This window comes from Bacillus sp. EB600 (assembly GCF_024494385.1).
Taxonomy (GTDB): Bacteria; Bacillota; Bacilli; order Bacillales; family Cytobacillaceae; genus JAEVLT01.
In genome coordinates this window covers 13,670-36,915 of record NZ_JAEVLT010000042.1, presented here as the reverse complement: position 1 = coordinate 36,915, position 23,246 = coordinate 13,670, and the positions used below count along the sequence as shown (strand labels likewise).

18 protein-coding genes and 4 pseudogenes are annotated in these 23,246 nt (G+C 36.7%); 18 read left to right on the top strand and 4 right to left on the bottom strand.

Annotated features, from left to right (window positions below; translation table 11 throughout):
• Positions 1 to 209: 209 nt before the first annotated feature.
• Positions 210 to 660: pseudogene (locus tag JN080_RS24665) on the bottom strand (low molecular weight protein-tyrosine-phosphatase).
• 78 nt (positions 661 to 738) lie between these two features.
• Complete coding sequence (locus JN080_RS24660) at positions 739 to 2,511, bottom strand: terpene cyclase/mutase family protein (RefSeq protein ID WP_256238622.1); 1,773 nt, start codon at positions 2,509 to 2,511, stop codon at positions 739 to 741.
• A 200-nt stretch (positions 2,512 to 2,711) separates the two neighbouring features.
• On the opposite strand from JN080_RS24660, the pseudogene JN080_RS24655 reads away from it, so the two are divergent.
• The 4 genes and pseudogenes from JN080_RS24655 to JN080_RS24640 all read left to right on the top strand — a co-directional run bounded on the left by JN080_RS24655 (position 2,712) and on the right by JN080_RS24640 (position 5,263).
• Positions 2,712 to 3,094: pseudogene (locus JN080_RS24655) on the top strand (VOC family protein).
• Between the two features lie 129 nt (positions 3,095 to 3,223).
• On the top strand, positions 3,224 to 3,436 hold the full coding sequence (locus JN080_RS24650; RefSeq protein WP_256238621.1) for a hypothetical protein: 213 nt from the start codon (positions 3,224 to 3,226) through the stop codon (positions 3,434 to 3,436).
• Between the two features lie 128 nt (positions 3,437 to 3,564).
• The gene (locus JN080_RS24645) at positions 3,565 to 3,846 is read left to right on the top strand and encodes a tyrosine-type recombinase/integrase (protein ID WP_256238620.1); all 282 of its coding nucleotides are present in this window, start codon (positions 3,565 to 3,567) and stop codon (positions 3,844 to 3,846) included.
• A 757-nt stretch (positions 3,847 to 4,603) separates the two neighbouring features.
• Positions 4,604 to 5,263 carry a hypothetical protein gene (locus tag JN080_RS24640; protein WP_375141764.1) on the top strand — a complete coding sequence of 220 codons (660 nt, stop codon included), beginning with the start codon at positions 4,604 to 4,606 and terminating at the stop codon, positions 5,261 to 5,263.
• 1,628 nt (positions 5,264 to 6,891) lie between these two features.
• Here JN080_RS24640 and JN080_RS24635 read toward each other — a convergent pair.
• Positions 6,892 to 7,086 (bottom strand): annotated as a pseudogene (locus JN080_RS24635) (DUF2187 family protein); the annotation flags it as partial.
• Between the two features lie 454 nt (positions 7,087 to 7,540).
• Here JN080_RS24635 and JN080_RS24630 point away from each other — a divergent pair.
• Positions 7,541 to 8,416, top strand: coding sequence for a LysM peptidoglycan-binding and 3D domain-containing protein (locus JN080_RS24630; RefSeq protein ID WP_256238618.1), 876 nt, complete (start codon positions 7,541 to 7,543; stop codon positions 8,414 to 8,416).
• 523 nt (positions 8,417 to 8,939) lie between these two features.
• On the opposite strand, the gene JN080_RS24625 is transcribed toward JN080_RS24630, so the two are convergent.
• Entirely contained in the window at positions 8,940 to 9,122 is a 183-nt protein-coding gene (locus JN080_RS24625; RefSeq protein WP_256238623.1) for an FCD domain-containing protein, read from the bottom strand.
• A gap of 55 nt (positions 9,123 to 9,177) precedes the next feature.
• Between JN080_RS24625 and JN080_RS24620 the strand changes: the two genes are divergently transcribed.
• The 13 genes and pseudogenes from JN080_RS24620 to JN080_RS24565 all read left to right on the top strand — a co-directional run.
• Positions 9,178 to 9,981, top strand: coding sequence for a 4-vinyl reductase (locus JN080_RS24620; RefSeq protein ID WP_256238617.1), 804 nt, complete (start codon positions 9,178 to 9,180; stop codon positions 9,979 to 9,981).
• 9 nt (positions 9,982 to 9,990) lie between these two features.
• Positions 9,991 to 10,734 (top strand): PucR family transcriptional regulator, encoded by a 744-nt coding sequence (locus tag JN080_RS24615; RefSeq protein WP_256238616.1) that lies wholly within the window; start codon positions 9,991 to 9,993, stop codon positions 10,732 to 10,734.
• Positions 10,735 to 11,986: 1,252 nt separating this feature from the next.
• On the top strand, positions 11,987 to 12,901 hold the full coding sequence (locus JN080_RS24610) for a catechol 2,3-dioxygenase (RefSeq protein ID WP_256238615.1): 915 nt from the start codon (positions 11,987 to 11,989) through the stop codon (positions 12,899 to 12,901).
• 43 nt (positions 12,902 to 12,944) lie between these two features.
• On the top strand, positions 12,945 to 13,244 hold the full coding sequence (locus tag JN080_RS24605) for a 2Fe-2S iron-sulfur cluster-binding protein (RefSeq protein WP_256238614.1): 300 nt from the start codon (positions 12,945 to 12,947) through the stop codon (positions 13,242 to 13,244).
• 284 nt (positions 13,245 to 13,528) lie between these two features.
• Positions 13,529 to 15,433, top strand: coding sequence for a XylR N-terminal domain-containing protein (locus tag JN080_RS24600; RefSeq protein ID WP_256238613.1), 1,905 nt, complete (start codon positions 13,529 to 13,531; stop codon positions 15,431 to 15,433).
• Between the two features lie 223 nt (positions 15,434 to 15,656).
• Complete coding sequence (locus JN080_RS24595; protein WP_256238611.1) at positions 15,657 to 16,508, top strand: alpha/beta hydrolase; 852 nt, start codon at positions 15,657 to 15,659, stop codon at positions 16,506 to 16,508.
• 111 nt (positions 16,509 to 16,619) lie between these two features.
• Positions 16,620 to 17,804 (top strand): acyl-CoA dehydrogenase family protein, encoded by a 1,185-nt coding sequence (locus JN080_RS24590; RefSeq protein WP_256238610.1) that lies wholly within the window; start codon positions 16,620 to 16,622, stop codon positions 17,802 to 17,804.
• A gap of 109 nt (positions 17,805 to 17,913) precedes the next feature.
• Positions 17,914 to 18,396: a flavin reductase family protein gene (locus tag JN080_RS24585; protein ID WP_256238609.1), complete on the top strand. Its 483-nt coding sequence runs from the start codon at positions 17,914 to 17,916 to the stop codon at positions 18,394 to 18,396.
• A 17-nt stretch (positions 18,397 to 18,413) separates the two neighbouring features.
• Positions 18,414 to 19,289 (top strand): FAD synthetase family protein, encoded by an 876-nt coding sequence (locus JN080_RS24580; RefSeq protein WP_256238608.1) that lies wholly within the window; start codon positions 18,414 to 18,416, stop codon positions 19,287 to 19,289.
• 98 nt (positions 19,290 to 19,387) lie between these two features.
• Positions 19,388 to 20,383: a zinc-dependent alcohol dehydrogenase family protein gene (locus JN080_RS24575; RefSeq protein WP_256238607.1), complete on the top strand. Its 996-nt coding sequence runs from the start codon at positions 19,388 to 19,390 to the stop codon at positions 20,381 to 20,383.
• 300 nt (positions 20,384 to 20,683) lie between these two features.
• Positions 20,684 to 20,845 carry a Spo0E family sporulation regulatory protein-aspartic acid phosphatase gene (locus JN080_RS30030; protein ID WP_375141763.1) on the top strand — a complete coding sequence of 54 codons (162 nt, stop codon included), beginning with the start codon at positions 20,684 to 20,686 and terminating at the stop codon, positions 20,843 to 20,845.
• Between the two features lie 230 nt (positions 20,846 to 21,075).
• Positions 21,076 to 22,215, top strand: coding sequence for an acyl-CoA dehydrogenase (locus JN080_RS24570; RefSeq protein ID WP_256238606.1), 1,140 nt, complete (start codon positions 21,076 to 21,078; stop codon positions 22,213 to 22,215).
• Positions 22,216 to 22,306: 91 nt separating this feature from the next.
• Positions 22,307 to 23,241, top strand: a pseudogene (locus JN080_RS24565) (4Fe-4S dicluster domain-containing protein); the annotation flags it as partial.
• Positions 23,242 to 23,246 lie beyond the last annotated feature (5 nt).

Here is a 23,246-nt window from a genome sequence, read left to right as displayed (position 1 = left end):
TAGGGCAAGGTTGTGTCCGAACAGTATAATCTACGCCTGTGGAGATTGTGTAAGACATATTGGAAAACCCCTACTATGCTACGGTTGATGAATCAGGAAGCCCCTTCTTCAAAACAACCCGAAAGGGTGTTAAGGAGGGGTCATTCACAGAATGGGTTTAGTGAAATAGAGACTGGTTTGATCGTCGGATTAAGATGGATGCATTTTTGTTATAAGTTTTGTTCGCTGCGTATTTTATTTAATAATGCCAGGCAGCCAGCTAAAACAAGACGATAGGTTTCATCAAAATCACCTGTGTAAAATGGATCGGGGACATCCTTCCTGTACTTGGGCAGATCGAGCAGCCTAATGATCTTTGGATGATTAGGCCTGCCGGTTATCCTATAAATATTTTTTATGTTGCTGTTGTCCATACCGATAATATACGAATTTCCAAAAGTCTTCTTTCTTTAGTCGGCGTCCAACAATCCCATCAGAAGAGATATTGTATTTTATCAGAGTATTAAGGGCTTTTTCGTGCGGGGGGGGGGGGAAGCAGATTTACCACGAACTGGTTGTAGAAGAATCAACTACGATTTTGTTAGCCAAGTTTTTTTTGACTAAGTCACGAAACAAAGCTTCAACCATTGGTGAACGGCATACAAATAAAACGTTGATCATGTACTTAACTCTTTTTAACTTATCTTAATTTTCTGTGAATATACCCCAGGTACGGATATGGAGTTGAATTTAAATTCTTTAAAGGTATTTATTTCGATAATGACCTAATGACAACAGCGGCCAAATATGAACGTAACTGTGATAATAAATATAAAAGTGGCCTGGCAGCCCCGCACCGGTAGGGTAAGAAAAACTTTTATCTGATAAGTTTTTTCTATTTAATAAATATTCAATCCCTTTTTCGATCTCAGCCACGGGCTGGTCATAAACCGATATCAAACTATCAACCGCCCAAGCTGTTTGTACAAGGGTAGAATAGCCAAGTGGACAATATGTTTTAAATCGATCACTTTGACACGATTCCCCCCAGCCGCCGTCTGGGTTTTGAATGCTTTTTAACCATTTCACAGCCTTTTGAACGGATGGATGATCATCTGAAATTCCGACAGCCCTTAATCCCGTTAAAGCCGCCCACGTTCCGTAAATGTAAGAGATCCCCCATCTGCCATACCATGAACCGTTCTCTTTTTGATTTTCCAATAACCAGTTTACCGCATCACCTATCTTTGGATGTTGTAATGTCATACCTGCGTACGTACCAAGGAATTCAAGTGTTCTTCCTGTTAAATCAGAAGCGGTTGAATCAATAAACGAATCCCTAATATTATTTTGAATTGGTAATAATGTGAGGATTGATTTAGATTGTCGATTCTCAAAGGCACTCCACCCGCCATTGTCATGCTGCATGGAAAACAGCCATTTTAACCCTGAATTCCAGGCTTTGCGGTATTTGTCATCCATGACTGAAAAACGGGTAATCGCACGTAATGCGGCTTGTGTGTCATCTACATCCGGATTGGTTGTATTGGTTTCTGAAAATCCCCATCCACCTTTTGGTTGCTGTTTTGATAATAAATATTCAGCCGCAGAAACAACGGCCTTATCTTCTAATGCTACTCCCGCTTCCTGTAAGGCATAACATAGGAGGCTAGAGTCCCAAATGGTGGCTGGCGAATTTTGAAAAGTGTATTCCCCATCTTCCTTAAAAAGAAAGGACTTTAACCCAAAAATAGCATGTTGGATCATTGGGCACTTGCGATCGTAACCAAGAGCAAGAAGGGCGTAAATCATATAAAAAGTTGAACTTGCATAACTGTATAAGGTGCCATCTGATTCAATTCTCTCCAACATATACATCTCTGCTTTTTGAATAGCACGTTTTGAAAAAAAGCTAAAAAAAGTTTTTTGGGGATATTTATGTTTTTTCTTTTCGTGTAAAAACAAATGGGAAAGATCAGGGACTTGATGGTTACGAATAGAAAATTTAGTATGTCCTAAAATAAAGGCTGGAGCCAAATGTGCCCGAATATAAGAGCTAAATTTATGAAAGGAAGGGAAATAGATAAGAAAAAGTGGGAAGGGGAAAAATTTAGGCCATGGATAAAGACCGTTCAAAGCAAGCATGAATTTTGTTGAAACGTGTGTCTTTTCAATTCCACCTTGTTCAAGAATAAAACCTTCTGCCTTCTTCATGTTTTCATTGGATACTTCAACATAGCCAGAAATGAATAAAGCTGTATAGGCTTCAACTGTAGTAGAAAGGTTACCTATATCGTCTTCAAATAACCCCCAAGAGCCATTTGCTTGTTGTAACGCTAATAAACGACTGGTAAGCTTTTGGATAACTTCTTCCTCATTAAACTCCAAAATGCGTAAAACGATAATCATATACGCATCCGTTGTTGGGCTGTTCTCAAAGCAATACCGCCAAGAACCATCCTTTTTTTGCTTTTCCTTGACTAATTGAATGTATTCATTGATTTCCGTTTCCATTTTATCGATAAAATTCATGGTCCTCCCCCATTGTCCATCGTACTAATATACACTATGTTGGGCTAGGGTTAGCCGAAATAATGAATATATCTATTTTTTAAGGTTATTGCTAACGCTCATTTAATTTCCGAAATCAACACTTTTTATTTTTGTTTAATAAACTGGTAGGTTTACTTTATAAGTTGTGAATTGAAAAGAGTTGAAAAGGAGTGAAATAAATGATAAATAAAGTTGGTCAAATAATGGTATATGTAAATAACCAAGATGAGGTAGTATTTTTTGGAGAGAAAAAGTAGGTTTCACTATAATTTCTGAAGAGGATAACGGTCAGGGAATGAGATGGGTCGAAATAGCCCCAACAAATGATGTTGAAACAAGCATTGTTCTTCACAACAAAGAATTCATTGCTAAAATGCATTCTGAACTAAATCTTGGCACACCTTCCTTATTGTTTTTTTCAGAAAATCTCGATCAATTACATAACCACTTATTAAATAAAAATGTTACAGTTGGAGAAATTGTAAATATGTCTTCCGGGAGAGTATTTAACTTTGCAGACATTGAAAACAATTATTTTGCAGGGATGGAGAAAAGTAAATAACAATCAGTAAAAACTACTCCTGTTTCTTATCCCTTTTTTGTTTCTAAGCTTTTTTGTTAAATAAAGATATACAATTTACTATGATTTTTAGGTCATTAAACTTGTCATATAAGTTAAGAGATGGAAAGAGTGCTAGAAGAATATATCACCGGTCTTGAAAAACAGAATAAGCCCCCGAAAACCATTATTTCCTATCAGAATGATATCCTTATTTTTATGAATGATTTACATATACAGCCAGATCATTTTGTGACGGCAACAGATGTAAGAAAATGGATCATTTCATGTTATATCCAAATGATGGAAAAACTTTCGCGATCACCACGATTAATCGTCGATTAAACTCAATAGGTATTTATTCGTGGCTCAAAAAAAATAAAAAGCTACAGCATATTCCAATGGAAGAAATTCAGGATATCAAGTCGGCTGATGAAGACCAAGAATAATTATGTGGCTTACAGAGGAAGAAGTTGAAGATTAGTAAGAAAGCCACCGGTAAAAGCACAGGAGTGAACCCGAGAGAAAAGTACGGACGAGATCGAGCCATTATTTATTTATTGACGTACGCTGGTTTAAGGGTAGATGAACTTTCCAACTTAAAGTTAACCGATCTTGACATGGAGTTAAACCGAATTCGAATTTTGGGGAGAGGAAGGAAGATTCGTACAGTGCCTATGTCCAATACATTGTGGCAGGAACTGACGACTGGTTACTCTTTAGAGCAGAAATGTCAAACAAGAAAGAGCATGTAGAAGAATCTCCTTATGTGTTTATAGCCGGCGGTCTCCACAATTTACGTTTCATGGAATCCAGACTATGATTGAAAGCTTGGTTTACCACAGAAAAAACTTACGTCTCATATGTTCGGGCATACATTTTGTAAATGGATGTTAAAAGCAACCAATAATGACGTTCAAAAACCAAACTTTTTTCATTGATAATCGTAAAAAAGTATAAAGTTGCATACAGGAAGTGAGTTATTAGAAATCTTAATCGGTTTTATTATAGGGGTTTTGTTTTTAGTAGTTGATATTATTGCTTTTTCTCCACTAAAAAGATTTCCTTGGATAATTAGATTTTTTATTATATTTAGTTTCAAGACTATTCGGTTTAGTTTCCTCTTAAAGCAACGAAATATGTGTGTAAAAAGATTAGGAGCCTTTTTTGCTGCTCTTGATAATAAATCAACAAGACCACGCACCCATTCTTTTAAATATGGGCTTGTAGACCTAGTTATTTAACCAGTCTTAAAAAGGAATATTACATAGGCTAAGTCTAACATTATGTTTTTAAAATGAGGGGAATAGGCGTATGCACCAGTATTGGTATGTGAATTCAAAGGGGATAGGGCAGCTATATAATAACCAAATTTTAGTACCATCATTATATTCACAGCCCCAAATACCCAAATTTGGAGGAATAAATGGTTTTAGGATTTCCGAGGGTTGGAGTGGTCGAGTCTATCCGGCCGGTTGGAATAGTCCCGGGAGTTTAAAGGGGTTTGATCGTATGGAACAACCTGTTAATTGGACTTCTCCCGCCGGCCAAACGGGTTTGACAGCACAAGAGCCTTCTTCCAGTTGGACAACACCGGCTGACCATGAGAATTTTACACCTCATGGACACAAAGGGAATTCGATGCCGCCGGTTAATCATGACAATTGGGAGTGGCAAGAGCAGCTGGCCGACTGGCCGCAGCTTCCCGAACATCCAGATTTTGCGTCCCAAGGAAAGTCCACTCCTTGGGCGCAACCGATCTACCATGCAGGGATGTTCGCACAAGGTCAGCCTCTAGGTTGGGCTCCATCAGCTGGCCATGCGGGTTTCAATTCCCAAAAACAGCCCCTCCCTTGGGCGAAACCAGTCAATCACGCAGGGATGTTCGCACAAGGACACCTCGCCGCTTTGCTGCCGTCGTCCGCCAATCCCTTTGGTTATAGCGCCGGTGGGCAACAGGCAAACTGGGGCGGTTTTGGAAACCCTGTAGGCTGGGGGGGACAGGTAAATCCCATGGGATGGGGTGGTCCGGGGTCCCCGATGGGATGGTGGAATAACGAAGGTATAGGCCGGCCGGGAATACTTGGAGGCTTACTTAAAGTAGGAAAAGGCACCATGAATGGAATAGGAATTATTAGTAGTCTAATCGGTGTGGGAAAAATCCTATTTTAGTGAATTATTAGTTTTGGAATCTATAAGTATCTTTTTAACATGAAAGGAATGGCAACGCCAACCGAACATTTCTTCTTCCATTAACAGAACAGGCTGGATTACAAGGATTTTCAAATAAAAAATCAGCTGGTAAGTTTTTTAATATTTTTTCTCATCAATATACTGCGCTGCGTCATTTTCCTTTTTCATGATTTCCTTCAAAGGGGTGTCACGTTTTCTTGTTTGTATTTTATAAAATCAAAATTCGTTTGCTTGATGATATTGGTGACATATATAGACAAATCCCTAAAATCATAAGCCTTTCCCCAATTGGTTGTAAACAATGGAGTCTCGTCAGTTGGGTATAAATGTGGGGAAAGCCTTTTTCTTACCCTCAATTTTTGGAGTCTTTCGAAAACCAATTTCTTGATCAATGCATGTCGGATTTCATCCCTTTTCCCTTTAACTCTAAGAAAATATTCTCCTATTCCAGAATCGTAGTAGAGATCACACCAACGATTTTGAGCAATATCCTGTATCCTGAGTTCAGTGGTAGGAAAACCATTTGGGGTTTTTGTGAAATAAAACGGTCTAGAAAGGACCTTACAAGTCTATCATTCAAAACAAAGGTGAGTATTGGTTAGTCCAATGACTCACCTTTTTCATTTATGCTATATCATGTATGTTGAAACTTATTAAGGTTATTAATATTTTAAAAAAAGTATATAAAATTGAAATTTGGAATCAAATTTAAGGCTTAAATTTGATTTTGGGGCTGGAAAAATGAATTTTGGTGATTTCACCTTTTTTATTTTTGAATTACTTTTTGGTTATCAATAACAAAGGAGTGATTCTTGTGAAGCAATTAGTAAATGGTGTCCAATTAGAGGGAGTAAAAAACAGTGGAGATTCTATGGAAGATAGGGAATTTCATTTAGTTTATGAGAATCATAAGTATTAAAATGTCTCGAAAACAAGGCTGGATACAGCAGTCCCCGTGTATTTTACTTGCTGGAAGCTTTTCTGTTTGATCGCCAGCGTATTTTGCTCGATGATGTTTTGAAGCTCTGGAAGAAAAAATTCTTTTTCCATTGATTGAGTATGTACGCGAGACATCCAAACATTTTTAATACAACAATCGTTATCTTTTGTTTTTCCCTGATCGTTTTTAAATGGAATGTATAAGATATTCAGACTTAGTTAACATAATGCTACTATACTTGTGAGCGAATAACCATCCGTTTTTTTATACAGAATTTTATGCAAAATCAGCCATAAGAGCCGATTCAAAACATCCCCCCAATTATTGATATAACTGGAATGTATAAAACCATCCATCAACCAGAAAAATAGACAAATTCACCCCCCTTGGCGCTCAAGAAGTTGTTCAAGAACACTATGATCAGTTTTAATTTATCTTAAGAAAAAAGAGGCCAAAGTATCTTGAAAACATCCAAAATGGCAAAAAGGGTCCAGTGATCTACTCAGACTCCGGTTGCACTCTCGGAGCCTATTAAATTTAAAAAAGTATCGAATTCGAGGGAATTATGAGTAAATGAACATGATTGTTCAATAAAAGAATTTTTGTCACTTCTATGAAATTTCTGATTTTTTCCTTCACAATATGCACAATTAAATAACCTTATAATTTTATGTGATACAACTGTTCTGTTTTCTTCAAATTCCAATTCAGTCTTATTTTTGGTTATCTTTACAATCACTGAATTTTCATTAACCTTCTCAACGATCCCTTTGATTCCATTTTTAAAAAAGATATGATCGCCTATTTCCGCTTTCTTTTTGGTATTGAATATCAAATTATTCCCTCCAATCTTAAATTGCATGGACCTTTGACTTATCTCTTAAATACAAACCTATACTACCTTCTATACTTCTCCATCTAGACCAATACATCAATTTAATAAGTGGCCGTATTTCCCTTTTAAAATAATTTTTTCATATCCTCTTCATGAATTTTATTAAAAATAAAACAATGTTTCTATCATATGAATCTTGATTTGAATCCAATTCTAATAAAAAGAATTGATTCATGCTATTGTGGTATTTGTTTTTAATAAAAAAGTAAAATTTGTAATTTAAGGATTGTCATCGCTTCGGTTATCGTCTGAAAATTAGAAGTCAAAACTAACTGAATTTTCCATCATATTGAGATGGAATTGTGATATTAATGCAATTTATGTAACTTAATTAACATACGTATGTTCTTTTTCTCTGAATATTTCGTGTTATCATTGATCTAGCAACTTCGTTAAATGAATGAGATTGGAGGTTTATTCAATGAAAAGACACGTATTTTCTATGTTAGCAGCAGTAACCATCTCGGGTGCCATCGGTGCAAGCGTACAAGCCCAAGAAGTAGTTGTAAAAAAAGGAGATACACTTTGGAAGTTATCATATATACATAATGCTTCTATTCAAAACATAAAAAAATGGAATCATCTTTCAACGGATTTAATCCATCCGGGGGATGTCTTGGCAATTCAAACAGATAAGCAATATACGGTAAAGCAAGGGGATACATTATGGAAGATTGCCCTTGACAATCATGTATCTGTCGAAGCATTAAAGGAATGGAATAATTTATCTACAAATCTTATTCATCCTGGATTAAATTTAGTAATATATGATAATTCAGCAACTCCCAGTAAAATAGAAAGGGCTAAGCATCCGGATGGGAACTCAACAAAAGCACAGGTTAATACCACGGCAGCAGCACCTCAACCATCGGTAAGCGCTCAGACAAATGAGAAATCAAGTGCTCCTGCTCATGTAAAACGAGTCCAACAAGCAACCCCACCTAAACCTGTGAACAATAATACGGCAACCCCGGCACCTGCACCCGCTGCGGTACAAACGAATGTATCCAAGGAAATCACAGTTAAAGCCACAGCATATACAGCATCGTGTGAAGGTTGCTCAGGGATCACACGAACAGGTGTAAATTTAAAGGCAAACCCAGATGCAAAAGTCATTTCAGTTGACCCATCTGTCATTCCACTAGGGTCAAAAGTGTTTGTTGAAGGATATGGTGAAGCCACTGCAGCCGACACGGGAGGAGCTATTAAGGGAAATAGAATTGATGTCTATATGCCTAGTGAAAGTGAAGCACTGCAATTTGGGGCAAAAGAAATAAGGGTTAAAATATTAAACTAAAAGACTGCCTTAGAGCGGTTTTTTTGTAAAAGAAAGTAGGCCGGGTAATTCCCGGCTTGTCTTACCAGTGAATGTACTCTAAGGCCTTTTTTTAATAATGTTTTCAAAGTTTATTTTTATTCTCATACTCTCTCTAAATTTTCTTCATTTCTTACACTTCCGGCTTATTGGCCTTCTAAGCGGTTGGTCAGAGATTCGAATCCTCTAAGGCGCGCATAACAACCTAATCTCTTTCGAGCAGGTTGTTTATTCGTATTTAGCCTTCCACAAGTAAGTATTAAAAGTTAATAACTAAAGTAGTCTTTATAAAAGAGTAAAAGAACGAGATTAAAAAGAAAGGGGTTCGAAAATTAACTTTTCAAAGGGCAAATAAAGTTTTCGTTATAACAATATCTTTGTTAGCTGTCTAGTTCAACGGGGAAGGGAGGTTTGATGAGGAGGAAGTCATTAGGCGAACACCCTGCTCTCATCTATAAATAGGTTGTATTCTTTTTTAATAAGATGTAAAACAATTCCTCTATTGTTATTTTCCCTTTAACATTTTCCCCGCAAAATGATCAAGGTGCTCTGCCATTTTTAGTTGAGCTAATAATGGATTTTGTTCAACTACTGCTTGATAAATCTGACGATGTTCTTTGAGAACAATCTGTGCTAAAACTGGACTATTGAAAGTAATTCTACGTATTTCCTCCATCGCCTTATCCATTGGTTCAGAAATGGATTCTAATAGCCTCGCCATAATAGAGTTATGGGTAATGAGCATGATGGAAAAAATTCATTATTTTCCGGAATTTCATACCGTAAAAGGTCATGTAAAAGCTACTGTCACGGAAAATGTATTGGAAATGGAAGATGGTCATGTTAAAAAATATAGGTTTAAAGGAATTTGGGAAAATTCATTTGAAGCCGAACAGCATATTCAACATTTTGGTAAAGCAGACCATCCCATTTGTCATTCACTTGTCGGTTACGCAAGCGGGGCTAATTCCTATCTTTTAGGTGAAACAGTATTTTTTAAAGAACATCAATGCATTGGAGAAGGGGCACCCTTTTGTATTTGGGAAGGCCGCTTACTTTCTGATTGGGAAGAAGAAGTCCGTGAAGAGTTTATCAATCATAAACAGCTACCTATTTTAAAAGAACTTGAACATACGTATGAAACGCTATTACAAGAAAAAAATAATTTATCTACAGTCATGAAAATTGATCATGCTCTAACAGATGGGCTAATCAAAGGAAATGATGTTGAGACGATTTTAGACATAGTTGAAAAGCAAATTATGAGGCCGGTTGTCATAGAGGATTTATATCATCAGGTTGTTTTAGCAAAAGGCATTACTAAAGATGAATATAAACCGATAAAAAGAGAATTCCAATTCTATTTAGAAAATAATAGACCTATTAGGAATATAATTGAAATTCAACATTCAGATTGTACCAGACTTGTTTCTCCCATTTATCTGCAGGATAAAATTGTCGCATATTGCTCGTTTCTGTTTGAAAGTAAGAATAAGTGTAACTATGATATAGATTCGATGGTCATCAATAGAGTGTCCACCTTGTGACAAGAACTAATGAAAAAGGCATTCTTCATCGACTTAGATTTTACAGGTGGATACTATGCTATTCACCTTAGATATAAAATGACAGATCAACAACAAAAAATTAATCCTAATTTACAAATTGAAATTTTTGAATACGTTTCCAAATATATGTCAGATAAAGGGATTCGTGTATTATTTGGACAAAAGACAGACAGTTTATTTGTCATTTTACCGCAAAAACAATTAGGGAAGAGAACAGTAGAGTATGTGATTTATCCTTTTATGTCTTACCTTAGAAAAGCACTAATTCATACTGTTTGGTTTGCTGGAATTAGTTCCATGCACAGCAAAGTAATAGAAGAAGTGCAAGAAGCTTTTAAAGAAGCTGACACGGCTCTTAAGTTTTCGACGAAGGAATCCCCGGTTACATTCTTCAATGAATTAGGTATTCTGGGTATATTTGTAAGTGAAGGAAATAAATTCGCAATACGAAAATTAGCACAATTAACTCTTGGAAATTTATATAATAATCTTGATCAGAGTAAAGTGGAATTAATTGAGACACTGTATGTTTTTCTCACACATAGTGGGAGTTTTGAACAAATTGCAGAACAATTATCCATCTCGAATAGTGGTCTCCGCTACCGTTTAAACAAAATCGCTAATTTAATAGGAAATGATTTTCGAGATCCCGAAATAAAATTTCAATTGCTTTTATCATTAAAAGCATTAATGCTTCTGGGAGATGAATGGCAGGGAATACAAACGGAATGAATTTTTTTTGTTAATTAGAATGGAGTAGTCATTGTTAAAAAGTGTTCCGAAGTCCAGCCTGGAAAAGAAAAAACCATTACCGTGAAACCGAAAAGGTCTGGTGACATAAGAACTGATTTGTCGGTACCGTTTACAGGAAGGAATGGTTTGAAATGTAATAGTCAAATAACAAGCAGGGCCTAATCGGGCCTTGCTTGTTTAATAGGTAAAAGTGACTTACTTATTATTACCCAGACATCATCATAACTGCTAACTTTCCTCCAATAAACTTAAAAAGGGAAATGCTCACTTTTTGTAAAGTAAAGAGTAGGTGAGAAAAAGATTTGATAAAGATGGTGAAAAAATTTAATAAATGAGGAGGATAGTGAGTACCTTTATGATATATACAATTCAATAGAGACTAAAGTCTTTCAATATAGTTTAAAGAATATTGTGACTTACCTTAATAATCCTTGACCTCAATGGGAGTAAAGGACATTGTGATTCCCAAGTGTGGATAGACGGAAATACCTTATTTTAAAGGGTTTTTACGAATATTTAATAATAGAAATCGAACAAAATTATGGAGAAGAAAATTCTGTCTGTGCACCATTTGTGCACATTTACTTAATTATGCAGTTAGAAAAAAAGGGAAAACAAAGAAAAATCCTTGCTGTGCAAGGGTTTTGGGTTATGGAGAATAGTGGGCTCGAACCCCGACCTCAACGCTGCCAGGGATAAATAGTGGGTATGATTGTAACAGATTTCGTAGGAAAAAGTGGATATAACGGAATAGCAATTATTAAGAATTTTATATAGTAGGGGCAATTTGGGAACAGTATTATTCGTTGTGTCCCCAGGTTGTCCCCAAATGGTTATTTCATTTATAGCAAATTTAAATTGAGCTTTGTGAAATTTTCTTGAAAAGCTACATTGGTATAAATTAATCATGAATTCAAAAAAAATTTCGATTTTCCATCCATTTTAAAAATGGATTTTATAAAATGACGATAAAAAGTTGATAAACAAGGTGAATGGATATCTCTCTTTGATGATTAAAACAAATTTCACTCTGCTTTGCTGAAAACGAAGCATATAGAACCAACACTATTATTATAGTTTTCCATTAGGACATCTTTTGTTATTAGTATAAATTATACGAAAAAGAAGAGAAAAAGCTCATCAAAAACAGCAAATCTAGTCGTATATTCTGAAAATATTAAATATTAAAATAGATTTATAAAGTTTCAAAAAACGAGAAGAGGTGTTTAAAATGTCAATTATGCGACTTGGAAGAGCTGAATTAAGAGTATTAGATTTGGAGGAGTCCGTAAAATACTACACTAATATTATCGGTCTGGATGAAGTTGCTAGAAGCGATGGAAGAGTATATTTTAAAGCATGGGATGAATATGATCATCATAGCCTTATTATTCAGGAAGCTGATTCCCCAGGTTTGGATCACCTGGCATTTAAAGTCGAAAAAGAATCCGATTTGGAAGTACTTGAGAAAAGGATTGAGCAATTTGGCTGTACATTAAAAAGAGTTTCAAAAGGAACACGTCTGGCTGAAGGGGAAGCAATCCGCTTTGAACTTCCAACCGGTCATCAGGCTGAATTATACCATGATATTGTTCAGGTTGGGACGAGAACAGGAACCCTTAATCCCCACCCTTGGCCGGAAGGAACACGTGGCATCGCTCCACACCGTCTAGACCACTTAGCTTTAACAGGTAATGATGTAAAGCTGGTGACGAGATTCTTTACAGAAGTAATGGACATGTTTGTGAGTGAAAAGATTGAAACAATTGATGGAGAAGACACCATAGGAAGTTTCATACATGCAAGGAATGGAAAACCTCACGATATTGCTTTTATAAAAGGACCCGACAAGAAAATTCACCATACTGCCTTTTTTGTAGATAATTGGTATGATGTCTTAAAAGCAGCTGACATTTTAACGAGAAACAATATTACATTCGATGTGACTCCAACACGTCATGGAATTACCCGTGGAGAAACAACGTATTTCTTTGATCCTTCCGGGAATCGGAATGAAGCTTTTGCAAGCGGTTACATTACGTATGCTGATTTTCCGACAATCACCTGGACGGAAGATAAAATTGCTCAAGGAATTTTTTATCATCGAAGAGAAATGTCCGAATCCTTCCTTATGGCGTTAACCTAATTAAACTAGGCAAATTATTACTTAAAAAGATAGGTGAGAATAAATGCTTACCATTACTGTCGTCGATGAAATTGGAAAAAACCCGAGAATAGTATGTGATGAGCGGGAAAGTATTTTAGATGCTGCAAACAGACAAAGTTTGAGAATACCATATGCCTGCAAAGGCGGGGGATGCGGTTTGTGCAAAATAAAAGTCGAAGAAGGACAATTTAAGATGCTGAAATGCTCCAAGGCAGTATTGCCCGATCAGGAGAGAGAGTTGAACTACACTTTAGCATGTAAAACGTATCCGAAAAGTCATATGAAAATCCATACTGATTTGTCAAAGGTTGCCGAACTTTAAATCAAAAAAACAAAGTGATAGGTTGCAGTTTATCTGTAACCTATATTTTTATTGAAATGCCAGTTAAATCGCATTTTTAGAAAATACTATAAATAATTGTGAAAATTTTGACATAGATTATAAATTCCTTTATCGTACAAATATAGTCTATGAAAAACTCATTATTGGAATCTATTATGGATGGAACATAAGGGAATGGATTCGATTGTAAACGCTCTCTTAGCCTGCAGATCAAGTATTGGAATGGTAATGAAAGAAAAAATCTATTGCTTGGAGGCAAAGACATGAAGAGTGAGAACATGGGAACCGAACAGTTGGAATTAAATCAGGTTTATAATAACTTATATGGAAAAAATCTTGATGGTTTTCAAAATGAAAGAGTCATAACGATACCGGCTAATGCTATTGGAAGATTAAGTAAAGAACTTATAGAAACAATGGGAGTGGAACGAACAAAGGGTTTCCTCCTCCGTTATGGTTGGAATTGCGGAGTCAGTGATGCATTGAATATGATAGATATATACGGTGTTAAAGAGGAAACTGTGGCGCTTGGCCCTAAAATTCATAGCTTGCATGGCTATCAAGAAGATAACCAAATTGAAAAACTTGAAGTGGATTTTATTAAAGGTACCTTGAACCTAGAAGGATTTTGGACAAATTCTTATGAGGCACTGGAGCATATAAAACTTTTTGGTGTTAGTAATCAGCCAGTTTGCCATACGCTAACTGGTTTAGCGAGCGGATATCTCTCAACTATTTTGGGAGAAAAGGTTATTTTAAAAGAGATTGAGTGTCAGGGAATGGGGCATAAATACTGTCGGGTTGTTTGCCGGACTGTAAAAGAATGGAATGGTGAAGTTGACCATGAATTAAGATATTATGAAATGGAAAGTCTTATCCATGAATTGAATCAGACATATGAACAATTGAAAAATGAAAGAGACAACCTCAATAAGTCCTTTAGTATTCATGAAAAGCTGATGAAAGAAATTCACCGAGATAACAGTTTGTCCTCCCAGCTTAAATTACTTAACCAAATTACCAAACGGCCCGCTTTTATTAAAGATGTGGATGATAATGTTTTGGCTGTGGCCGGTATTTCGGAAGATGATATTTTTTCAATAAAAATACCAGGATTTATAAAAGTAAATAAAACAGAATTTATTCAAACTAATGATGATAACGGCATACTTATAACCCCTATTTACTTGAATCAAAAAATAGTAGCGTTTTATTCCCTTTTCTACGAAAAAACGAAGCCGCAAGAATTAGATAAAATGATCATTGAGAGAGCCTCTTTAACCAGTTCGCTAAGTCTGTTGAATGAACGAATTCGTTTTCAATCTGAGCAGCGGGTAAAAGGAAGCTTTCTGGAAGATATTCTTTCAGGTACCATGAAAATCGAAGAAATAACAAAACGAGCTTATTATTTAGGTTTAAAACTTAATCCTTCATATTCTATCATCGCATTTAAGTCAAAGGATCAATCATCCCTTATTGAGGAACTTGAATTCAACGAGGAATTAATGAATCATATTGACAGATATTTCAAAGATCATAAAATCAATGTTTTAATAGGGCAAAAGTCCGAGAATATCATTATTCTTTTATCAGGAAACCAGTTGTTGAAAAATCAAAGGAGTAATCAACTCTTATGTAAAAAATTATATAACCATATTTTGATAAAATATCCCAAAAATCGTTTTGAATTTGGAATCAGCTCCATTTCTAATACTCTGGATGATATAGGCCAACTATATGAAGAAAGTCTTGTATCGTTAAAAATAGCAAATAAAAGCCGAAATATTGTATCATATGATGCCTTGGGAATTGAAGGAATTCTTTTTCAAATGAATAACCAAAAAAATGTTCAGAAACTTATTCGTAAAAAAATGGGTAAATTAATGGAAGAAGATAAATTAAAAAATTGGGAATTAATGAAGACACTTTATATATACTTAAATACTGGTTGTAACGTTCTTAAAACCGCCCGTCTTATGAATTTTTCTGTTAGCGGATTGCGTTATCGATTAGACAGAATAAATGAAATTCTTGAAACTGACATTAAAAAGCCAAGTATTTCCTATCAGATCTTTATGGTGCTCCAATTTTTAATTCTGTCTGGTGAAGTTGATATCGATATTGAAATGGATATGGATATGGAAGGTGAAGAATTGGATATAGAATGATAGACTGTTATGACCTCCCCTTTAACAAAGGGGAGGGTTTTTTTACTTTTATCTGGTTTCGTATAAACTGTACTAATATTTAGGTAAATATGATTTTAAATTTCAAACACATTGTAAGTAGGAAATAATTATAAAATTCAGTAAAATCAAATTAATGAAAGCGCTTATATTTAAGCAAGCAATGGAATTTTACCTAGATAAAATGTAAGGATGGTGTTGTAATATGGGTACTTATCATGCAAAGAAAATGAATACAGGAAACTATCATACTTTTTTTTGTGAAGGAGGAGAGTCAAATTCAGAGACAATTATTTTCCTCCACGGTTCAGGACCGGGGGCAACGTCCGAAACGAACTGGAAAGACATTCTTCCGGCATTAACGGATCGTTACCATGTCGTTGCACCAGATTATTATGGTTTTGGAAAATCCGACCATCCCGAAACACCTCCAAAGAGTTTTTGGGAGTGGACAAATTGCCGTGTAGAGCAAATTCTTGAATTAATGGATTTTTTAAATATCAAGAAAGCAAATCTTGTAGGAAATTCAATGGGTGGCTATGTGTCATTAAATTTAGTCATGACTGCACCGGAACGCTTTGAAAAAGTAATGCTGATGGGAAGTGCAGGTGGGGAAACCCCTGGGGTCACTCCGGAATTATTGAGAATGATGGGCTTTTACAAAAATCCAAGTTTTTCTGCCTTAAAGAATCTAACGACATGGTTCGTTTATGATCAAAAGAGTCTAGGAGATGAATTAGAAGCAGTTTTAAGAGAACGTTATGGCATGATTATGCGTCCTGAAGTCCGAAATTCTTATCTAAATAATATGTTTCCTTCCATGCCTGGAGAGTTGCTTATCCCTCCGTCTGCATTAAAACAGATGGATCAACCGTTCCTGTTAGTGCATGGGGTTGAAGACCGATTTGTCCCAAAAGAAAGCAGTTTATCCATGCTGCAGCATTTACCAAATGCTCAGTTGCATCTTGTTAAAGGATGCGGACATTGGATGCAAATTGAAAAGCGGGAAATGTTTTTACAATTAGTAACACAGTTTTTTGGAGGAAATTTGCATTAATTTTTATGAAAAGATTACGTACATGTCAGGTGAATGTGAAGTCTGACATGTACTTAATATACAATTTTTACCTAACTTATTCTGAATATTATGATAATTGGAGGGGTTATGATGTCAAATCAGGTCATAAAAGAAGAAAATATTACAGTTGAACAGTTATTAGCGGGTGCTGAAAAGATTGGGAAACTTGCAGAACAGGAAGCTCAAGAAGCGGAGAAAAATGCGACTATTTCTAAAAACGTTGTCAATTTAATAAAAGAAACACAAATTTCCAGACTCTTACTTCCAAAGAAATATGGCGGTCCTCAAATAGATTTTAGTACATTTGCCAAGATCATTCGTAAGGTTGGTTATTACAATATGTCAGCAGCTTGGCTGACTTATTTTTATCCTCTTCATAATACATTGCCCTCCTTTTTATCTCAAGCAGGGATGGATGAAATTGCGAATGATGGAGGACTAATTTGTGATGTATTTGCACCAGTAGGAAAAGCAGAAAAGGATGGCAATGGTTATCGCATTTCGGGAAAATGGAATTTTGCAAGCGGCGTATTATATAGCGGTTGGATTGGACTAGGCCTATTGATGGAATTCTCAGAAAGTACAGGGCCGGAGTTTAGCATGGCCGTTATGAGAACATCTGAAGTGGAAGTTTTAAAAAATTGGGATACTTTAGGTTTAAGAGGTTCCGGTAGTAACACCGTTATTGCCGACAATGTCTATGTTCCAATGGAACGGATCCTGCGTATCGATAAGGTTTTAGTAGAATTAGGAAGAACACCAGAAGCAGATTACGATCAAGATTATCCATTCTACCATAAGCCATTTTTCTCTGCCTTCTATATCGGATTTCCAAACATGGCACTTGGCGGGGCAGAACGCTTGTTAAAAGAATTTAAGGACCGTACTGAAAAACGGACTCGTATTTTCCAGGGAGGAGTATCAGAAAAGGAGTCTTCACGGGGACAAAGAGTATTAGCTGAATTGACAATCAAATATAAGGCAGCAGATGGTTTAATGAAACAATATATTGATTTATTGGAAAATCATGAACAGGCAATCGGACCTGGAGAGTTCGCTGCTATAAGGGCAACCATCATTCAGTATTGTGCAGAAATCGCCAACAAAGTTCTTACAACACTTGGAGGAAATGCCATTAGTAAAGGGGATATCGTTGAATTGCATACAAGAGACATCATAACGATTGCAACTCATATGACATCGTTATATGAAGATGCAATGGCCGCATATGGACAAAATCTCTTTGGATATCCTACAACAGTTGTTAAAGGATAGTCAATCTAATAATGTGTCAGGCTGCAATTTAGTCTGACACATACTCTTAAATAAATGAAATAGAGAATAAATATATGATTTCTAAAAGGAAATATTTGGGGGCAATGATATGGAAGAACGTCAATTTCGAAATGCAATGGGAAAATTTGCGACAGGTGTAACGATAATAGCAACAGAAGTGGAAGGAGAAGAAGTTCATGGTATGACAGCCAATGCTTTCATGTCCGTATCACTTGATCCAAAGCTTGTTGTGATCTCCATTGGTGAAAAGGCCAAAATTCTTCATAAAATTAAAGAAAGCAATATGTTTACAGTCAATATTCTAGCAGTTGATCAACAAGAAGTTTCGATGATTTTTGCTGGACAATTAAAAGACCGCGAAGTTAAATTTGGTCGGCTTGATGGTAAACCAGTTATACCTGGAGCTGTTGTACAAATAGCTTGTGAGGTATCGGCAGTACATGTTGAAGGGGATCATACGTTGTTTATTGGAAAAGTAACTGATATTCACCTTGAAGATTCTGAACCTCTTGTTTTTTACAGTGGACGTTATCGTCCTTTAACAGAAGAACAACCGGCTGTCACTTTATAGGTTTGAAAGGAGACTGTATGGAAAAGATTTTTTTAAATCAGGATAATATCGAATATTGGCAGGAAAAGGAAAAACCAAGTGTAGTGGCTTTAGGTTTTTTTGACGGTATTCATAAAGGTCACCGCGAAGTGATAAAGACCGCTGCAAAAATTTCCAAACGTAAAAGCCTTTCACTGGCGGTCATGAGTTTCTTTCCACATCCCAAAACGGTTATATCTAATTGCAAAATTCACTATTTAATGCCACTTGCCGAAAAAGAAAAGGAGCTTCGTAAACTTGGTGTCGATACCTTTTATATAGTTGAGTTTAATAAAGAATTTGCTTCTCTTCAGCCTGTGCAATTTGTTGCCCAATATTTGATAAATCTTGGTGTTGTCCATGCAGTCGCAGGTTTTGATTACACGTATGGGTACAAAGGTACCGGAAATATGGATCGGTTAAAAAATGATTCCGGTGGTTTAATTGATGTAACGAAAGTGGAAAAACTAGAACTCCAGGGAGAGAAGATCAGTTCAACTTGCATTCGGGAAAAACTATTAAAAGGAAAAGTAGATGAATTGCCTTCACTTTTAGGCCATCCTTACAAAGTGGAATGTGAATGGAACGGCAATACACTAAAACATAAGCCCTATTATACACTTCCTGCTCCTGGCTGTTATGAGGTCACACTTAAAAATAAGATAGGCTCTTTTAAAACGAAAGTAACTGTATTGGAAATAGGAGAAGGTCACGCACTAAAATGTATGACAGAGATTCCGAAATACATGGCAGGAAGTCTTTCTATAGTATGGTATCGACGCCTTAAAGAAAAACATATTTTCGGGTGGTCCGGATTTCTGGCAGAAATGTTTGAAAGAAAGCAGGTGCTTAATCATGGGAATTCGACTCAATAGATTCAAAAAAACAATAAAGTACAATGGGATGTAGTTTCCAGGATCCATGTATTACGACAAACTTTATATTTTCAAAATTATTTATTGGGGTGATTGATTTGAAAGCACAAGTAATCCGTTCTTTTGGGGAGCCATCTGTTTTTCAATTAGAAGATATTCCTGTTCCAGAAGTAAAACCAATGTATGTTTTGATTCAGGTAAAGGCTACAAGTTTGAATCCTATTGATACAAAAATCCGCAGTGGAGTTTTTTCAGGATTAGCTCCTGAATTTCCAGCTGTTTTACATGGAGATGTGGCTGGTATTGTAACCGAAGTAGGAGAAGGGGTTACTGATTTTAAACCAGGTGATGAGGTATACGGTTTTGCAGGTGGTGTTAAAGGTTCGGGAGGTGTTTTAGCAGAATATATGCTGGCAGATGCTAGATTGCTAACCCATAAACCGAAAAATTTGTCGTTTGCAGAAGCAGCTGCCCTACCAGTTGTTTCTATCACGGCTTGGGAAGCTCTATTTAAACGTGCCAAAATTCAGGTAGGAGATGAGATTCTGATTCATGGTGCTACAGGAGGAGTGGGACACGCTGCAGTGCAGTTGGCAAAATGGGCTGGTGCCAAGGTATATACAACAGTCTCCACACCAGAAAAAACTCAAATCGCGAAAGAACTTGGAGCCGATGTAGTCATCAATTATAAAGAAACGTTAGTACGAGACTATGTGGATATGTATACGGATGGAAAGGGGTTTAAATATATTTTCGATACCGTGGATCGTGAGAATCTAGAGCGATCTATTGAGGCAGCTTCTTTATATGGCACCATTGTATCCATTGCTGTAAGTCAAAACTATAACTTAAGTCCATTTCTTTTAAAGTCATTGAATTTCCATGTTGTTTTCATAGAGTTACCCATTTTGCATGAAGAATTCCGTCACATAAATGGAGAGATATTGAAGAAAGTTACACCTGTTATTGAGGAAGGTAAGCTTCGTCCATTAATTGATCAAAGACGCTTTACCTTCGACGAAATATCTGAAGCACATGAATATTATGAAGCCAAAAAGGCAGTTGGTAAAATTGTTTTAGTAAACAATTGGTGAAATTCAAAGTGACATTAAGAATATGAACCAAAGGACGTCTTAATTTAGGAATTTTAATAAGTATTCTGTCATTAGAAGAGATTGTGAATGTTTCTACATAAACAAAACGCGCATTTGTGGAAAACACATATACAGGATCAGACTGTATAGACACAATAAAGCTGTTTTAAAACAAATAAAGACGTTTTAAAAATGAAACAAACTACTCATTTTGCATAAAAACAGTTAAAGATAATAAGCGATTAGGGGAATTGGTATGAGATTTATAGAATTAGATGAAATAGAACACGAAATCAAGCAATTGAGAAAAAAATAATACAGGTTGCTGAAGCAACTAGTTTAAATAGTCATAAGACAATTTACTACAGTCAGAAATTAGATAAACTCATCACGATTCACCAAAAAATTTCCTGTAAAAAAGAAACTAGAAAAATATTGTTAAATGATAATAGGGTCATTTAAAAATTAACCTTTTATTTTCAAAATTAATCTTTTTGTTACGATCGAGGTTAAACAACTCACAATAAAGTAAACGGTTAACGAAACAATTGGGCGGGAAAAAATTACACGTTACAATTTATATTTCGTTTAAATTATTTGATTCCTCAGTCTCTTTTTAATATTTATCAATGTTGGCACAATTCTAGCGTTATATTATTTGCTTGAAAAAATTTAAGTAATGGGGGATAAAAATGTATTTTCAATTATCGGATGAACATGAAATGATTCGAAAAATGGTTCGTGATTTTGCGAAAAATGAAGTCGAACCTTCTGCTGCACAGCGGGATGAGGAACAACAGTTTGATCGCGGGATTTTTGAGCAAATTGCCGACCTTGGCTTAACAGGTATTCCATGGCCGGAAGAGTACGGCGGAATTGGCAGCGACTTTTTGGCTTACTGTATCGCAGTTGAAGAATTATCCCGTGTTGACGCTTCTGTCGGCGTTATGCTTTCAGCACATACCTCTCTAGCTGGATGGCCGGTTTACAAGTTCGGAACCGAAGAACAAAAGCAGATATATTTGCGTCCAATGGCGGAAGGAAAGAAAATCGGAGCCTACGGATTAACGGAGCCTGGAAGCGGTTCTGACGCAAGCGGCATGAAAACAACGGCACGCCTGGAGGGGGACCATTATGTACTAAACGGATCCAAAATCTTTATCACAAACGGCGGCGCTGCTGAAATTTATGTGGTGTTCGCAGCAACCGACCCTTCCCAAAAAGCAAAAGGAGTTACGGCCTTTATCGTAGAAAGCGACTTCCCTGGATTCTCCATTGGTAAAAAAGAAGACAAGATGGGCATTCGGTCATCACCAACCACCGAGATTATTTTTGAAGAATGTAAAGTGCCTGTAGAAAACGTTTTGGGCAAAGTGGGCGAAGGCTTCAAAATCGCCATGATGACACTGGATGGCGGACGTAACGGAATCGCCGCTCAGGCACTGGGAATTGCTCAAGGCGCCATGGACGCTGCAACAGCTTATGCCAAAGAACGCGTTCAATTCGGTAAACCCATTTCCGCCCAGCAAGGCGTTGGCTTTATGCTCGCCGATATGGCAACAAGTGTGGAAGCTGCAAGACTATTAACCTACCAAGCTGCATGGCTTGAATCTCAAGGCCTGCCATACGGAAAAGAATCTGCGATGTCCAAGCTGTTTGCCGGAGATACGGCCATGAAAGTAACAACAGAAGCAGTTCAAATCTTTGGCGGCTACGGATATACGAAAGAATATCCAGTTGAAAGATATATGCGTGACGCAAAAATCACCCAAATCTATGAAGGAACACAAGAGATTCAGCGATTGGTTATTTCTAGGATGCTGACAAAATAAAGTTTTGGGGAGTACACCTGCCAACTCATTCATTCTTATGCGGGACGGGTTTGATAGATTCCCTTGTGATTGATTTTTTGCTCTTCACGGGAAAAAGCTCTTTAAAGACAAAAAGAGCGGGACGATGCATGTGATGTTTTTCTATGGCTTCTTACTTGTTCAATTTGGGGAGCTATTGATTTGATTTGGAAGGGGATTGCCCCAAACTCTCACCTTCCATTGGGCCCACTCTACCCTTATTTTACTTTTTTTCAAGAAATCGTTGTGTTAATCATTCTTGTTGGGGTTTGTTGGGGATTTTACCAACGCTATATAGGACGGACACACAAAATCGGTCAGCTATCGACAATTGATTTCGAAGATGAAAGCCAGGAAACGTTTGGGGTCAGTAAAATAGAAGATTTTAATCAAAAACAATTGGTGGACCTCTATGACTGCGTGGAGTGCGGGCGCTGTACCAATATGTGCCCGGCATCGGGAACAGGGAAAATGCTGTCACCGCGGGAATTAATTTCAAAACTGCGCAACCATTTGACTGAAAAAGGCGCAGCTGTTACATCGAGACAGCCATGGATGCCTGCCCCTCTTTTTAAACATACACGGGGAAACCAGCTGGCATTGGCAAGTGAAGCTGCCGCCGCTCTTGAAAGCAATATCAGTTTAATTGGCAATGTCATCACTGAAGAAGAAATTTGGGCTTGTACAACCTACCGCAACTGTGAAGATCAATGCCCTGTGATGAACGAGCATGTAGATAAAATTATCGATCTGCGTCGTTATCTTGTGTTAACGGAAGGAAAATTGGATGCTGACGCCCAGCGCGCGATAACGAATATTGAACGCTAGGGAAATCCATGGAGAATCAACCGAAAAGAACGGGCAAATTGGCGTGATGGCCGCGATGAAATCCATGTTCCAACCGCCAAAGAATTGAAAAAATCCGGAGAAGAATTTGAATATCTATTTTTCGTGGGTTCCATGGGTTCTTATGACAACCGCAGTCAAAAAATTGCCCAAAGCCTTGCTCATGT